General features: G+C 52.4%; 16 protein-coding genes. 13 read left to right on the top strand and 3 right to left on the bottom strand.

Annotated elements, in window-relative coordinates:
- Positions 1–2 precede the first annotated feature (2 nt).
- The 10 genes from P8N76_14655 to P8N76_14610 are packed head-to-tail and all read left to right on the top strand — an operon-like array spanning position 3 to position 8,980.
- Positions 3–1,760 (top strand): cbb3-type cytochrome c oxidase subunit I, encoded by a 1,758-nt coding sequence (locus P8N76_14655; GenBank protein MDG2382907.1) that lies wholly within the window; start codon positions 3–5, stop codon positions 1,758–1,760.
- 2 nt (positions 1,761–1,762) lie between these two features.
- Entirely contained in the window at positions 1,763–2,788 is a 1,026-nt protein-coding gene (locus P8N76_14650; GenBank protein ID MDG2382906.1) for a COX15/CtaA family protein, read from the top strand.
- Entirely contained in the window at positions 2,785–3,699 is a 915-nt protein-coding gene (cyoE, locus tag P8N76_14645) for a heme o synthase (GenBank protein MDG2382905.1), read from the top strand. Before P8N76_14650 ends, cyoE begins: the two co-directional genes overlap by 4 nt.
- Before the next feature lie 49 nt (positions 3,700–3,748).
- Positions 3,749–4,993, top strand: a complete 1,245-nt coding sequence (locus tag P8N76_14640; GenBank protein MDG2382904.1) for a cytochrome c oxidase subunit 3 — start codon at positions 3,749–3,751, stop codon at positions 4,991–4,993.
- Positions 4,994–5,040: 47 nt separating this feature from the next.
- Positions 5,041–5,493, top strand: coding sequence for a cytochrome C oxidase subunit IV family protein (locus P8N76_14635; GenBank protein ID MDG2382903.1), 453 nt, complete (start codon positions 5,041–5,043; stop codon positions 5,491–5,493).
- Positions 5,494–5,525: 32 nt separating this feature from the next.
- Complete coding sequence (locus P8N76_14630; GenBank protein ID MDG2382902.1) at positions 5,526–6,563, top strand: ABC transporter ATP-binding protein; 1,038 nt, start codon at positions 5,526–5,528, stop codon at positions 6,561–6,563.
- Positions 6,564–6,605: 42 nt separating this feature from the next.
- Entirely contained in the window at positions 6,606–7,457 is an 852-nt protein-coding gene (locus P8N76_14625; protein ID MDG2382901.1) for an ABC transporter permease, read from the top strand.
- Positions 7,454–8,146, top strand: coding sequence for an SCO family protein (locus P8N76_14620; GenBank protein ID MDG2382900.1), 693 nt, complete (start codon positions 7,454–7,456; stop codon positions 8,144–8,146). The genes P8N76_14625 and P8N76_14620 overlap by 4 nt, the downstream gene beginning before the upstream one ends.
- Positions 8,147–8,181: 35 nt before the next feature.
- Entirely contained in the window at positions 8,182–8,715 is a 534-nt protein-coding gene (locus P8N76_14615) for a DUF420 domain-containing protein (GenBank protein ID MDG2382899.1), read from the top strand.
- A 1-nt stretch (position 8,716) separates the two neighbouring features.
- Positions 8,717–8,980 carry a hypothetical protein gene (locus tag P8N76_14610; protein ID MDG2382898.1) on the top strand — a complete coding sequence of 88 codons (264 nt, stop codon included), beginning with the start codon at positions 8,717–8,719 and terminating at the stop codon, positions 8,978–8,980.
- 79 nt (positions 8,981–9,059) lie between these two features.
- Here the strand turns inward: P8N76_14610 and P8N76_14605 are convergent, their stop codons facing one another.
- Positions 9,060–9,518, bottom strand: coding sequence for a DUF983 domain-containing protein (locus tag P8N76_14605; GenBank protein MDG2382897.1), 459 nt, complete (start codon positions 9,516–9,518; stop codon positions 9,060–9,062).
- 687 nt (positions 9,519–10,205) lie between these two features.
- Complete coding sequence (locus P8N76_14600; protein ID MDG2382896.1) at positions 10,206–11,411, bottom strand: 2,3-bisphosphoglycerate-independent phosphoglycerate mutase; 1,206 nt, start codon at positions 11,409–11,411, stop codon at positions 10,206–10,208.
- A gap of 300 nt (positions 11,412–11,711) precedes the next feature.
- Between P8N76_14600 and P8N76_14595 the strand changes: the two genes are divergently transcribed.
- Positions 11,712–12,398 (top strand): metal-dependent hydrolase, encoded by a 687-nt coding sequence (locus P8N76_14595; protein ID MDG2382895.1) that lies wholly within the window; start codon positions 11,712–11,714, stop codon positions 12,396–12,398.
- Here the strand turns inward: P8N76_14595 and P8N76_14590 are convergent.
- Positions 12,395–12,793 carry a Rieske (2Fe-2S) protein gene (locus P8N76_14590; protein ID MDG2382894.1) on the bottom strand — a complete coding sequence of 133 codons (399 nt, stop codon included), beginning with the start codon at positions 12,791–12,793 and terminating at the stop codon, positions 12,395–12,397. The genes P8N76_14595 and P8N76_14590 overlap by 4 nt on opposite strands.
- 189 nt (positions 12,794–12,982) lie before the next feature.
- Here P8N76_14590 and P8N76_14585 point away from each other — a divergent pair, with 189 nt between their 5' ends.
- Both P8N76_14585 and P8N76_14580 read left to right on the top strand, forming a co-directional pair.
- Positions 12,983–14,815 carry a TIGR03960 family B12-binding radical SAM protein gene (locus tag P8N76_14585; GenBank protein MDG2382893.1) on the top strand — a complete coding sequence of 611 codons (1,833 nt, stop codon included), beginning with the start codon at positions 12,983–12,985 and terminating at the stop codon, positions 14,813–14,815.
- Positions 14,816–14,913: 98 nt separating this feature from the next.
- Positions 14,914–15,264 (top strand): MazG nucleotide pyrophosphohydrolase domain-containing protein, encoded by a 351-nt coding sequence (locus tag P8N76_14580; protein MDG2382892.1) that lies wholly within the window; start codon positions 14,914–14,916, stop codon positions 15,262–15,264.
- Positions 15,265–15,306: the final 42 nt, after the last annotated feature.

Raw genomic sequence — 15,306 nt, 5'->3', positions numbered from 1 at the left:
GCATGAATAGCAACGAAGCTCATCATCAAGAAATGACGTTCAGCACGTTCATCTGGACTTATGTCTTCTCGCGGGATCATAAGATTATTGGATTGCAGTTTCTCTTTTCAACGCTGCTCTGGTTCCTAATCGGAGGCCTGCTGGCTCTCGGTATTCGCTGGCAACTTGCCTATCCCTGGTCGGACATGCCGATCATCGGAAGCATGCTGTTTGCCGGCGAGGGTGGCCAGATCAGCCCTGAGTTCTACACGGTGCTGTTCACGATGCACGCAACCGTCATGATCTTTTTTGTGATCATTCCGATTCTGGCCGGTGCTTTCGGTAACTTCCTGATCCCCCTGATGATCGGGGCCGATGATATGGCCTTTCCCACACTCAATATGCTCAGTTATTGGTTTATGTGGCCAGCCTTTATTTGTGTCGGTGCCAGCTTCTTTGTGCCCGGGCATGGAGCTTCTTCGGGGTGGACCTCTTATCCGCCGTTGTCGGATGTGACGTCCGCGTCACCGGGTAGTGGAACGGCACAAACGTTGTGGTTGCTCGGGGTCACATTCGTCGGGGTCTCATCCATGATGGGGTCGGTCAATTACATGACCACGATCATCCAGATGAGAGCTCCCGGTATGACCATGTTCCGAATGCCTCTGACGATTTGGAGTATGTTCATCACCGCCATTTTGCAGGCGTTCGCCTTGCCTGTTCTGACCGCTGCAGGATTTATGCAGTTGGCGGATCGTACAATCGGAACCGGTTTCTTTCTGCCAGAAGGTCTGGTTGTGAACAACTCAGTGGCCGCATCCGGTGGTGGCCAACCGCTGTTATGGCAGCATCTGTTCTGGTTCTACTCCCATCCGGCTGTTTACATCATGATCTTACCGGCAATGGGCATGGTGTCCGACATCATTGCCTGTTTTGCTCGAAAGCCAGTCTTCGGCTACAAGCCGATGGTTTACTCCATATCTGCGATTGCCGGTCTAGGCTTCATTGTCTGGGGTCACCATATGTTTATCTCCGGAATGAATCCGATCTTGGGCATGACCTTCATGGTCTCCACGATGATGATCGCTCTGCCCAGTGCTGTGAAAGTCTTCAACTGGCTAGGTACTGTTTGGGGTGGACAGGTGCAGTTTACAACCCCCATGTTGTTCGCGTTGTCGTTTGTGTCGATGTTTATCATTGGTGGATTGTCGGGGATCTTCATGGCTGCCACGCCGGTTGATATCTTTATCCACGATACCTACTTCATTGTGGCTCACTTCCACTACGTGCTTTTTGGCGGGACCGCCATGGCGGTGTTTGGTGCGATTTACTTCTGGTATCCCAAGATGTTTGGTCGCATGATGAACGAGCCGCTGGGCAAGTTGCACTTTTTTCTGACCTTCATTTTCCTGAACGGAACCTTTTTCACGATGCACATTTTGGGAGCCGTTGGCTTTCCACGCCGATTGGCTGATCCCTACCATTACGAGACTTTCCGACATTTAATGTCGATGAATCGCTTCATGACCTGGTGTGCAATTCTGATGGTTCTCAGTCAGGTCGTTTTCGCCTGGAACTTCATCTACAGCATGTTCTTTGGCAAGGCTGTGGGCCGTAATCCGTGGCATGCGAACACGCTCGAATGGATGGCCCCCAGTCCTCCCGGACATGGAAATTTTGACTTTCAGCCGGTCGTTTATCGTGGCCCGTACGAGTATGGCTCACCGGAAACTGACCAGGATTACTATCCGCAAACTCAACCGCCCCCGTCGACGGCCTAGACGTGAAATCTCCCAGTCAATTCGATAGTTACTCCCGCTGGCCTCACCGCCTTGCTGTGATGCTCGTTTGCGCAACCTTTCCGCTGATTTGGGTTGGTGGGCTCGTCACGACTTATGATGCGGGGATGGCTGTGCCTGATTGGCCTGCCACTTACGGTTACAACCTTTTCCTCTATCCACTCAGCACCTGGTTGGGTGGTCCCTGGGATTTGTTCATCGAGCACGGGCACCGCTTGCTCGCCTCGGCCGTTGGGCTGCTGACGATCGTTTTTGCGGTCGTGGTGTGGCGAAATGAAAGCCGCCGTTGGGTTCGGTGGTGGTCGATCGTTTGTTTGGGCTTGGTGATTTCGCAGGGCCTGCTGGGCGGGGCTCGAGTCGTATTCGACGAAGTCTTGCTCGCACGATTGCATGGTTGTTTGGGTCCGGCATTTTTCGCGAGCTGTGTCGTGGCCGCATCGATCACATCCAAATGGTGGCGGCATGCTCAGCCCTTAGACGGTACCGCGATTCACAGATTTCGTCGTTTGGCACTCGTGCTTCTTGTTTTGTCTTATGCACAATTGGTGTTAGGCGCCCATCTGCGACACATGCCCGCTCACTGGGCACCCTCAACGTTCTTGCTGTTGGTTTCGGCCCATTTGTTGCTGGCGGTCGGCTTGCTGATTTACAGTGGGTCGGAGCTGGTTTTCTGCTTGCGGTCTGAGCGTTTGAAGGCCACGGGGCTATTGACTAGGCCGGCGATGCTGCTGGCCTTCATGGTCGTTGCACAAATCCTTTTAGGGGTCGGCACTTGGTCTGTTAAATATGCCTATCCCCGTTGGCTCCCTGGTGGTTCATTTTTTGACAAGTACACGGTGCAGGCAGAAAGCATGGTGCAAGCCGTCACGGTGACGGGCCACGTGGCGATGGGTTCGTTGATTTTGGCGTTGGCGACGGTCGTCGCCGTCAGGAGTTCCCGACTGTGTTTTACGGCGAAAACAATCGCCGTCACCGCCGGTTCGCGGCAGATGTTGGAGTGTGTGGCGTGAGTACGTCATCTGTGATGACCGTAACCGATCAGAGAACTGGTACGTGGCTTGGCTTGGCGGCCGATTACGTCGAATTGACCAAGCCTCGCATTCTCTTGATGGTATTAATCACCGTTGGGATAGCCGGTTTAGCGGCCACGCGGGGTCAGGTCAGTGTGCTGCAACTGTTGAATGCGGTTGTGGCTACAGGGTTGGTGGCAGCGAGCGCCAGTACGATGAACCAGTGGATGGAACGATCATCCGACGCACGGATGGCGCGAACCGCGAATCGACCGCTGCCGTCGGGTCGTCTAAGTTCTACGCAGGTGATCGTGTTCGGCCTACTCACGGGGGTCGCAGGATTGTCCTACTTGGCAATCGCCTGCGGCGGCGTGCCGACCGCTTTTGCGGCGCTCACTTGGTTTCTTTACGTCTGTGTCTACACGCCGATGAAGACACGGACTTGGCTAAATACGGCCGTAGGAGCAATTCCTGGGGCACTGCCTGTTCTGATTGGCTGGACCGCGACGGGGTCGAGTCTGGATTCGCGAGCTTGGACGCTGTTTTTTCTCGTCTTCCTTTGGCAATTTCCGCACTTTATGGCGATCGCTTGGTTGTACCGAAAGCAATATGCTGAAGCGAAAATGCCGATGCTCCCCGTGGTTGACGCAACCGGTCGGAGTGCGGGCCTGCATGCGGTTGTCGGGGCAGTGTTGATGCTGTTGGTGAGCCTCTATCCATTTGAAATTTGGCAGACGTCTCCGACTTATCTGATCGCTTCCCTGTTTTTGGGAAGCGCGATGGTTGTTTTTGCGATACGCTTTTCCTGTCATCGCAATGATCTAACAGCCCGTCGATTGTTGCGTGTGTCCCTCGTCTACCTACCGATTCAACTGGCTCTGGCAACCATCCTGAACCTGGGATTGATATAAACACATACGCCTTCTTACGAATTGATTCGACAAAAGGTTTTAAAGCATCATGACAGACGTTGATCACCACGATCAAGAAGAACATGGCGACGGTCATGGTCACATTCATTTGCAATACCAGCCAGCGCTTCCGCTGTCGAACGGCAAGCTCTGTATGTGGTTATTTCTTTCGACAGAGATTATGTTTTTTGCAGCGCTGATCGGTAGCTATATCGTGATTCGATTTGGTGCTCCGGCCTGGCCGACTCCCGAGGAGATGCATCTGAGTGAGCCCATCGGTGCGTTCAATACGTTTGTGTTGATCTGTTCGAGTGTGACGGTCGTGCTTGCGTTAGAAGGCGCCAAGGCGGGTCGCAAAGGACAAGCCAAAATCTTCTTGATTTTGACTTTCTTATTGGGCAGTCTTTTTCTAGGAGTGAAGGCCTACGAATACCGCTCCAAATTTGCTCACGGAATCTATCCACAGTTGCCTCGCAGCTTGATGTATGAGAAACCCGACGTCTATTATGCGGCTGCAGTTCATAAATCATTGCAGACGACCCAGGATGAGCTCACGGCTGCAATTCAGGCCAAACGTGCTGCGGGCGAAGAGGTGCCAAAGCTGGATGAGGAGCGACTTGCGCACGTCACCGAACTTGGCATGGGCTTGGCACGCTGGACGGAGAAAGAAGCTGCTTACGGAAACACAGAGGCGATCGCTCAACTGGCTGCCTTGGTCTATCCATCGCACGGGGCAGGGCCAGCTCAAGAGCCTCTCAAAACTGAACGCGATCAAATGGCGGCTCGTAAGCGGGATTTGGAGCAACAGCGAACGAAGCTGCAGCAAGAGCAAACTGCATTACAGCAAAAGCTGGCGGATGAAAAAGCAACCGATGCGGACACGGCTCGTCTGGAGGCGATCAATTCAGAATTGATTGTCTTACCCGAACAGCTCGACCTTGTGAGCAGCCGTGTGAAATCGTTTGATTTTCTGCTCAACGTCAAAGAATCCGATCATGGTCTGCTCGGCTTAAACGAGCGGTTTTCGAAAAACGAAACAACGGGCAAGAAACTGGGGAAGCCCTGGTTGATTTTGCCGTTCATGGTTCCGGGAGCGAATATGTGGGCCGCAACCTACTTTTTGATGACCGGTTTTCATGCCCTTCACGTACTTGTTGGCTTGGTTATTTTCGCGATTGCGATGCCAATGAATTTGGATGCATCCCGATCGGTTTACTTGGAGAATGCCGGGCTCTATTGGCACTTTGTTGACTTGGTTTGGATCTTCCTGTTTCCGCTGCTCTACCTTTTCTAAGCCACTATTGTCGCTTGATGAAGACAACAGACAAACGAGAAAACCTTATGTCAGAAAATCAATCCGATCACGCCAACGCTGAACATGAGCACGAACACGAGGAACATCACGGTGGTTACAAGACGTACATAGCCGTTTTTGTGGGCTTGATTGTGCTGACTATCCTATCCTTCTGGATTGGGAATTCAGATATCAAGAATCAGTCGCCGGCGGCTGCCTGGGCTGGCATGATGGCCGTTTCCTGTGCGAAGGCGATGTTGGTGATCCTGTTCTTCATGCATTTGAAATGGGAGGCCAACTGGAAATACGTGCTGACGATCCCGGCCATGATCATGTCGATTTTTCTCGTCTGTATGCTAATTCCGGACGTCGGGATGCGAACGCTACGTTACAGCGAAGAGCGAATGGTGCACGCGGCCCATCCTGTCACGCATGATGACCACGGCGATGACCACGGCGATGACCAGCAAGATGAGCATCACGATGGCGAGACGCACTAGTTTCGTTCGGCCACGATCGGATCGGTCGACGGATGCCGTCAGCAAGCCTCATTGCCGCACAAGGCAAGGGGCGTTACTCCGTATGCTTGCCAATTGGTGTTCGTTGGATGGGTGAGAGGATGGCAATTCCAGCCGCGGTTGAAGTCGCTGAACTGTCGCATGTCTACGGACAGCGAAAGGCTCTGGATCGGGTCTCTTTCCGTGTCGAACCGGGAGAGGTCTTCGCCTTTTTGGGGCCGAACGGTGGTGGAAAGACGACTCTGTTCCGGATTCTCTCCACGTTGCTGCGGCCGCAAGCCGGCAGGGTTCGTGTGTTTGGGAAATCGGCCGACGACGAACTGATTTCGGTGCGACAGCAGATGGGCGTGGTCTTTCAATCGCCGAGTCTCGATAAAAAGCTCACCGTTGATGAAAATATCGCTCAACAGGCTGCTCTGTATGGTTTGCATGGACAAAGCTTCCAAGAGCGTCGCGAAGAGGTGCTTACGCAGTTAGGTCTACTGGATCGACGGTCGGAACAAACCGAAAGCCTTTCGGGGGGGCTTCGCCGCCGAGTTGATTTGGCCAAAGGGTTGATCCATCGACCTCGTTTATTGTTGCTTGATGAGCCGAGTACGGGACTCGATCCGGGGGTTCGGAGTGACTTGTGGCAGTATCTCAACCGTCTGCGTGATAAATTCGGTGTGACGATTGTCCTAACTTCCCACTTGCTGGACGAAGCTGATCGAGCAGATCGAATTGCAATTCTCAATCACGGAAAAATGGTAGCGCAAGGCAAGCCCGGGGAACTCCGATCAGCAGTCGGGGGTGAATCCATTTCGATTGAATCTTCCAATCCAGAGGATCTGGCTGAGCGTATCAATCGACGGTGGGATTGGAATGCGCAAGTCATCGATCAGGTGGTCCGTTTTTCCTGTGAGGACGGAGTTGATGGAGTGGGACGCGTAATGCGTGAATTTGCTGAGCATGTTCAATCAATCAAGCTGGGTAAGCCGACCCTCGAAGACGTATTTATTAAACAAACGGGCCATCGTTTTTGGCAGGACTCGGAGGAGACGTCACCGGCGTGAGCGGGCTGCAGTTCCGCCAGGCAAGACTTCGACCTTGAAATTATGTTGCACGAAGCCAAGCAAGATCTTATCGCCATTCCATCGCCCACGCCGTGGCGTGCTGCGGGTATGTTAACTTGGCGTGAACTGATTCGATTCTTGCGACAACGCAATCGCGTCATCGGCGCTGTGGGCCAACCCATCCTGTTTTGGTTGCTCTTTGGGGTCGGCATGAATCGAACCTTTCAAGTTCCCGGGCAACAGTTTAGCGAGTATTTTGTGCCAGGCACGCTGGTCCTTATTCTGCTCTTTACGGCTATTTTTGCCACGATCTCAATCATTGAAGATCGAAAAGAGGGGTTTCTGCAGGCTGTCTTAGTCGCTCCCACACCCCGCTGGTCACTCGTCTTTGGCAAAGTTGCCGGCGGCACGATTCTCGCTGTTGGCCAGAGTTTGATCTTTTTGCTGTTGTCCCTAACATTAGGTATCAGTCTCGGTTTGAGCTCCGCGATTGCCCTGTTGATCATGATGACGGTGATCGCCACGGGACTTACCTGTTTGGGATTTGTGATCGCCTGGCGACTCGATTCGACACAGGGTTTTCACGCGATCATGAATCTTCTGTTGATGCCCATGTGGTTGCTCTCCGGGGCATTTTTTCCGGTTCCGTCGGCAAACAATGAGTCCAGTTTTAGCGAACTTGTGTTGTATTACGTGATGCGATGTAATCCTGTGACCTACGGCGTTTCCGGAATGCGACGGCTAATGTTCCCAACCGCTGTTGCGGATTGGGGAGATGTCATTTGGCTGCCATCAATGACGACTTGTTGGCTCGTTACCATACTTTTTTCGACTGTTATGTTCGTGTGGGCTGCTCGGATGGCGACACGTCCAACCTCTGGAGATTTATTATGAGTCGAGCTGTGATGTTTTGGTTAGCTGTTTTGCTCGTCTTTTCAGGAGCGGCGATCCTCTGGGTGGGGAGCAAGTATCGTTCTCCGCAGGATATCGCGATCATGGTCGACGAAGGACCAGGGAGCGAATTGGCCGACGATCAAGTTCCGCCGCTAACCGAATTCGAACTTGTCGATCAACTTGGAAACACGGTGAACTCAAAACAGTTTAAGGGCGATGTCTGGGCGGGGAGTTTTTTCTTCGCCAGCTGTCCCAGCACTTGCTACAACCAGAATATCAAACTACAGCAGTTGCAGGCGAAATACGCCGATCGAGGCCTGAAGTTGGTGAGTATCACCTGCGACCCGGTTAATGATACTCCGGTGACACTTGCAGCTTATTCCAACCGTTTCAAGGCAGATGCGGCTAACTGGCATTTCTTGACGAGCGAAAACGCCGATGTTGATTATCTGAAACGGATTGGCAATGACTTCTTCAACATCATGGTCGCCCAAGAGACACACACCGACCATGTCGTCGTTTTTGATCGCGAGGGCAAAATGCGGGGGACCTACAATGTGTTGAAGGGTGAGGATCAACTCGAGCTCAATCAAATGATCGACGATTTATTGGAAGAGCCGGTGAAGGAAGATGTATCGGTCGAAGAAAGCTCGGAGGCAAAGTCGCCTTCCGCTACGCCCACGACCTAGGTTTTTGTCCGGGAAGAGGAATCGAGAGGATCGTCATGTCGCCCGAATTTATTCAGCTGCTGCCACACGTGAATGCCAGCCTCAATGGGATTGCGACGGTCCTATTAGTAGTGGGTTATGTTCTGATCCGGCAACGCCGCGAAATGGCTCACCGTCGTGCGATGCTCAGTTGTTTTGGTGTGTCCGTGCTGTTTTTGATTTGCTACCTCTTGTATCACGCTTACGCGGGTAGCAAACGCTTTCCAGATTATCCACCGCAGGCGATTCGATTTACCTATCTCACGATTTTGGCGTCGCACATCATTCTGGCGGCTCTGGTGCCGTTTCTTGCACTTGCGACCATTGTGCTCGGCCTTCGGGATCGCCGCCGGGCCCATCGAAAGCTGGCGAGGTGGACCTTTCCCATCTGGCTCTATGTGTCGATCACGGGGGTTGTTGTCTATTTGATGCTTTATCAGATCTACCCACCGCGTGCTGAAGAAGGTAAGATTAAGGGAAAGGGGCAAACCGAGTCGATAATGATGACATCAACAGACGTTTCATTATTGGCAAGCAAAGCTGAGTATTGATATGAAGATCAGGACACTCATCATCGCGATCGCTTGTCTGTTCGTTATTACGGCAGCATGTGAGGCATGTCCGACGTGCAAGCAAGGTATCGCGGAAGGTGGCGATCACGAACAAATTATTCGTGGCTACTTCTGGAGCATCCTCTTCATGATGTCGATGCCCTTCGTGATCTTTACGTCGCTTTGCAGTTACTTCTATCTCCTGGTCCGGAAAGCTCGTTTGCTGCCCATGGCAGCCGGCGTTAGGGCTGCGACGCTCTCTTAATTTATTTCGCGTCGGGTGGCTTGACCGATAATCAATGCCGGGTACCCCTTTTGCTCGCCCCGCGTTCGAAGCTTCGTTTTCAACGACCGCCTACTTGGCTGTCAGCAGGAACTTGGCTAGCTCCAGAAGTGGGAGCCTGGTAAGGGTCAATCCGTTCGTCAAGACTGAGCCAGAAACTGCGAGCGTGTCGAAAAAACAAGAGGGGAAAAAGAACCGTGATCACCATCCCGACGGCGAGGGCCGTGTTGGGCGTTAATGTTCGGCTGAGTGTCAGGACAGGGAAGCCAACGGCCACGATCAACGCGGTCAAACCGTAGTTAACGTAAATGGAGCCCAGATAGAAACCGCTTTCGCGTTCGAATGGGTAATCGCAATGGGGACATCGGGGGTTCATTGAGAGCAGCTTACGAAAGAGTTTGCCTTGTCCGCATCGTGGGCAACGCAGTCGGCACGCTCGAAAGAATAGTTGGGAGGATCGCAAATGATGTCTCGACGCAAAATTGAAACGTAGCTTTCGGCTGCTTGGCAAAGACGTCATCGTAACTTACATTTGATTAGATGGGAACTCTTGGCAAATCGTTGCAAATCTTTGGCCTCGTGATCTTGCCGATATCCGTCGTCTTTGAGTTGTTGGGGCGTCTGGGTCGTAACGGTCTGAGCGAGATGTTGTTGATGATGTTGTTCGGCGCGGCGGCTTTCTGTTTGGGAAGATATCTGGAAGGTTTTGCCCGTCAGTCATGATTGGCAAGCAACAGTCGCTGTTTGTTCTCCGTTGCCAGCATCTCTTCTTTCGAATTGCTTGGCGAATCTATCATCGCGCGTGATGCATGGATTGGGGCTTGTCCCGCTCACGGGATGGCGAAGCTGATTGGACCGTGCATGAGTGGCATCGGATTGGCTTGGGCTCTTGAGTTGCCCTACGTTTTCGCAGGCGATGGGATCTCTAGCGAGGCTTGCGTTTCTATCGAGTGAATCAAGTCAGGTTTGCCTTGATCAACCGTATCATATTCATTTGCTCTGCGAATCAGCTTGGCAAAGGAATTTCGCTGAATAGGTTTGTTTCATTGTTTGTGATTTCCTATCACGATGATCACAAACGATGCTTGACAGCAACACGAGTACGACGTCATTGAGACAGGCAGAGGCCGTATTAGTTCGAGTGATTGGAATTCGAAGCGGTCACATCTGCCTGAGAGGCTCGGTTGCTCAATTGGCTGGGGAATGGTTAGGCGCCGTACTTGCCCAAACGCCCAGCGTTTGCCAAAGCAAGACTCATAAGATATTTGGCTTCAAAATGCCCCAGTCCACCTGTGATGCATTCCCGTTCGCTAAACGCCTTTTTGCCGTCAGGGCGGCAGCAATTTGAAGCAAGCAGCGTCGGCACAGGATGCCAGCTATGGCTCTTGAGGTAGCTGGGAGTGCTGTGGTCACCGGTGACGATTAAAACGTCCGGGTTCATTGCACGAACGCGCGGAATGATCGCGTCAAAGTCTTCGGTCCTTGCCACTTTGGCATCGAAGTTTCCGTCCTCCCCCGTACTGTCAGTGTATTTAAAATGCACAAAGAAGAAGTCATAGTCATCCCAGTGTTGTTTCAGCAGATCAATTTGTTCATCAAGCGTTTGTGCGTCACCGACGATTTCCATTCCAACGAGGCGTGCCAACCCTTTGTACATGGGGTACACGGCGATTGCTGCAGCTTTGAGTCCGTACAGTTCTTCGTAGCTGGGTAAATGGGGTCGTGCTGCAAAGCCACGCATCGTCAAGCCGTTCGCTTGGCTTTGATCAGTCAAAATCGCTCGAGCCTGCCGCTCGAATTCCGCTGCAACTTCGGCGGTTCGTTGGCTTGCGTCATTCCGTGCTTTGGGGGCGAGTGGTGGTACGCCTGTCTGTTGAGGGTCGGTGTCGTTGACTTCTCCATGAAGTCCCTCGCCGCGCAAAACAACAACGAACCGATGTTCTTTGACGGGTTCAACAAACACTTCGATATTCGGAATGTTGACATCGCGAAGTCGAATGGCCAGTGGAGCGCTCTGTTCCGTCGGGATTCGACCAGCGCGCCGATCCGAGATGTTGCCATCGGCATCTAGCGTGCAAAAGTTGCAACGAATGGCGACGTCGCCTGGCTGGAGTTCGAAACCGATGCCTGTCGCTTCGAGCGCCCCCCGTCCAATCAGAAACTTCAAGGGATCGTAGCCGAAAAGACCAAGGTGGCCCGGGCCGCTACCGGGGCTGATCCCCGGCTTGACCGGAATGCTAGCGCCTTGGACGCCTTGCGACGCCAAGGCGTCCAGATGGGGTGTCTTCGCAGCTTCAAGTTCCGTTGCTCCATCGGGCGAATGGGGAAGGCCGCCTAGACCGTCTGCGACGAGCATGACAATTTTCGAGTCGTTCTGTGTCTTGAGTGAACGAGTAAGTTCATGGATATCCATCGATTTTCGGTCTCCGCGAAGAATGTTCTACCGCTCGGTCGACAATGAATATCGACGTTCCGGCTGGTGCCCAAGCTAATGTGGTAACAAAATGACCGGCAGGTACAAGGTGGCACAGGCCTTTGCGTCCAAGTCAGAGGGGTTCCAAGTCTGGCACAACCGCTTCAGACTTGCTGCCGTTCGCCACCAACGGCATGGTATTTCAGGAAGGGTTTGTTATCCTCACACGGCATAGGCTGAGTGCGAGCCTCGGCAACGAATCTCGATTTGACACAAATCTTGCAGAGGGATTGGAGAGCAATGGCAACGAAACTAACCTGGTTGGGCCACGGCAGCTGGTTAATTGAAACCGGAGCGACTTCAATCTTGTTGGATCCGTTTCTGAATGACTCACCGACCTGCCCGATCAAGTCGACGGAGGTATCCCCTGATTTTATCTTGCTGTCGCACGGACATTTTGATCACGTCTCGGATGTTGCTGAAATCGCGAATCGGACAGCTGCGCAGGTGATCGCACCGTATGAAGTAGCGATTTGGTTCCAGAAGGAGCACGATGTGGAAAACACGGCCGAGATGAACGTTGGCGGTGGCGCAGAATTCTCGTTTGGCCACCTCAGGATGACCAATGCGATTCATAGCTCTTGCATGCCAGATGGTTCTTACGGTGGGCAGCCGGCAGGTTTCGTGCTGACACTATCTGATGGAAAAATCTATTTTGCCTGTGACACGGCCTTATTCGGTGATATGCGACAGCTTGCCACGTTGGAAATTGATCTTGCTGTGTTGCCGATTGGAGATCGCTTTACGATGGGGCCAGATGATGCATTGGAAGCGGTCAAATGGATTAATCCCCAACGCGTTGCACCGGCTCACTACAATACTTGGCCGTTAATTGAACAGGATGCGAGTGCTTGGGCAGAGCGGGTCGAGCGGGAGACTCAGGCGAAGGCGATCGTTGTGAATCCTGGCGAGAAGTTTAGCCTTTAATCTTCACTCTCGCCATTCGGAAGTGGAGTGTTCTTGGTATCGGCATCGCCAGATGCGTCGCTGGCGGGCGCATCTTCTTTGGGAGGAATTGCGACTTGGATTTCATCACCGACGATCCGTAGTGGAAAACTGTCGATCTTGATCTTCGGGTTATCGCACCAGGTGCCATCGCAGGTTTTGAATCGCCACGCGTGCCAGGGACAGCTCACCACACCGTCCTCGAGATGTCCAGCTGCCAATGAAGCACCCATGTGTGGGCAAAGGTCGTCAATAGCCTGAAAGGTCCCCCCTTCGTTAAAGATGGCAACGATGCGGCCTTTGATCGTGTAGGCCTCTCCGGTTCCATCAGGGATGGCAGCTACTTTCGCGACAGTTTGGTATTCCAGTTCAGACATGTTTGCTCACGGATTGTTGTACGGCCGGGGGACGCAGCTTTCTGACTTCTGATTGTAAGCATCTATTGGGTGATTTCCCAGGTGAAGCGATTGGGGGCTGGCGATCTGCACTGTAATTCGAGCCGAATTCTTGCGATACTGAGAAGCCGGACAAAGAGGTTCGAAAGCTTTGGAAATGGAACTGATTTCATGATTAACACGAAGCTTAAAACAGAATTAGTCAACGAGGTTTTGCTGAAGGTTCAGCAACCTTCTCAATATGTCGGTGGTGAGCACAACATGATTCGTAAGGATCATTGTGAAGTGAGGGGGAAACTCTGTTTGGCATTCCCCGACACCTATTCATTGGGGATGAGTCATCATGGTTTACAGGTGCTATACGCCCTGATGAACCGAGATGAGAATTGGGTTTGTGAAAGAGCCTTCACACCCTGGATCGATATGGAAGGTGAGTTGAGAACGCGAAATCTTCCCCTTTACAGTCTCGAGACATTCACTCCACTCTGTGAATTTGATGTGGTTGGTTTCAGTTTGCAGTATGAAGTTTGTGCGTCAAATCTGTTGACAATGTTAGATCTGGGGCGGATACCCTTACGCCAGAACCAGCGAACAATGAAGGATCCGCTTATTCTGGCCGGTGGCCCGTGTGCTCAAAACCCTGAGCCGCTGGCGGCCTTTGTCGATGTGTTCGTCACGGGGGATGGTGAACCTGTTCTGCCGCGGATCTGTGATCTTTGGCGAGATTTACGTGACGAATGTGAACAGCAGGGAGGATTCGCGAGTGGCGCAGCCGGACAACGCCAGCGAGAGGAAATGCTGGCTCGAGTTGGCCGGGAATTTCCTTTCTGCTACGTCCCGCGATTTTACGAGCCTGAGTATTGCAACGGTCGTGTGATTGCTCTCAATCGGACTCGGGCGGACTTACCGGAAACCGTCGAGCCATCTGTGATTGCTGACTTGGATGGGATTCCACTGCCGGTCGCTCCGATCGTGCCTTTCATCGAGTGCGTCCATGATCGGATCTCCATTGAGATCATGCGAGGATGTCCTTGGCAATGTCGTTTCTGCCAAAGCACCGTCATCAAACGTCCCCTGCGGATACGATCTGTCGACACCATTGTTGATGCAGCGTTGGAAAGTTACCGAAACACGGGCTTCAATGAAATCTCTATCCTTTCGCTTTCGAGTAGCGACTATCCTCATTTCGAAGAGTTAGTGCTGCGATTGAAAGAGGTATTTGGACCGTTGGGCGTCAATCTTTCGGTCCCAAGCCTGCGAGTCAATGAGCAGCTGAGATCGATCGCGGAACTGATCGGGAACAAACGCCGTTCCAGCTTGACTCTTGCACCAGAAGTTGCTCGCGATGATATGCGTGAACAAATTCGCAAAAAGATCAAAAACGAAGATCTTTTCGAAGGTTGTCGACAAGCATTTCGTCGGAATTTTGAAAGCGTTAAGCTCTATTTTATGTGCGGGCTCCCGGGTGAACGGCCTGTGGATCTGGATGGTATCATCGAAATGGCGGAAACGATTTCGGAAATCGGGAAACAAGAACGCGGACGTTACGCGAAAGTTACCGCGAGTGTTTCCAATTTTGTGCCAAAGTCGCATACGCCCTACCAATGGAATGGAATGCAGTCACGTGAGTATTTTCACTGGGCGCATCGGTACTTGCGAAGTCGATGTCGGTTGCGAAGTGTGCAAGTCAAATGTCATGATGTAGAAACGAGTCTCCTTGAAGGAGCCTTGAGTCGTGGTGATCGCAGAGTGGGGGATGCGATTGAACTGGCTTGGCGTCGCGGTGCCCGCCTGGACAGTTGGTGTGAACAATTGGATGCAAAGCGTTGGTGGCAGGCCTTTGAGGACGTGGGCATCGATATTCAGCAACTCGTGCATCAACCGTACGAGCTGAGTGATAAATTGCCGTGGGATCATGTGAACGTCAAATACGGTAAAACGTTTCTGGAGAAGGAGCAGACGCGATCGGTCATCCAACTGGATTCGATGGCAGACGCAAAATGATGCTTGCAGCTGGACGTTGGTGCCGCCATGCCACCGTTCGTGTGAAGTGAAATAATCGCGATCATTCGGTCGATCAAAGAAAATGTAAGGTAAATTCAATGTCGCCGCCTCAAGTTGATACCAACCATTCCGAATCTGCTCGGCGTGACGTGACATTGGCCGATTTTCAGGCATTGATTCGCCAGATGTATTTTGACAAAGATGAAGCTCGTGGTGTTGATGGCACTTTCATGTGGCTCATGGAAGAAGTTGGGGAACTTGCTACCGCACTGCGAGAAGGATCTGCGGAAGATCGGAGTGAGGAGTTTGCCGATGTCCTGGCTTGGCTCACCACCATCGCGAATGTAAGCGGAGTTGACCTAACGGAAGCAGTCCAGCGAAAGTATGGCGCCGGCTGTCCCGGTTGTCAGCAGTTTGTTTGTTGTTGTCCAGACCAGGGGAAGCCCTGACTCTTATCCGTTCGAGTTGCTGGTTTAACGGTTTCTGGTCCA

Source organism: Pirellulaceae bacterium (genome assembly GCA_029243025.1).
Lineage (GTDB): Bacteria > Planctomycetota > Planctomycetia > Pirellulales > Pirellulaceae.
Note: the sequence above shows the minus strand (reverse complement) of the source record. Positions and strands in the feature narration are given on the sequence as shown.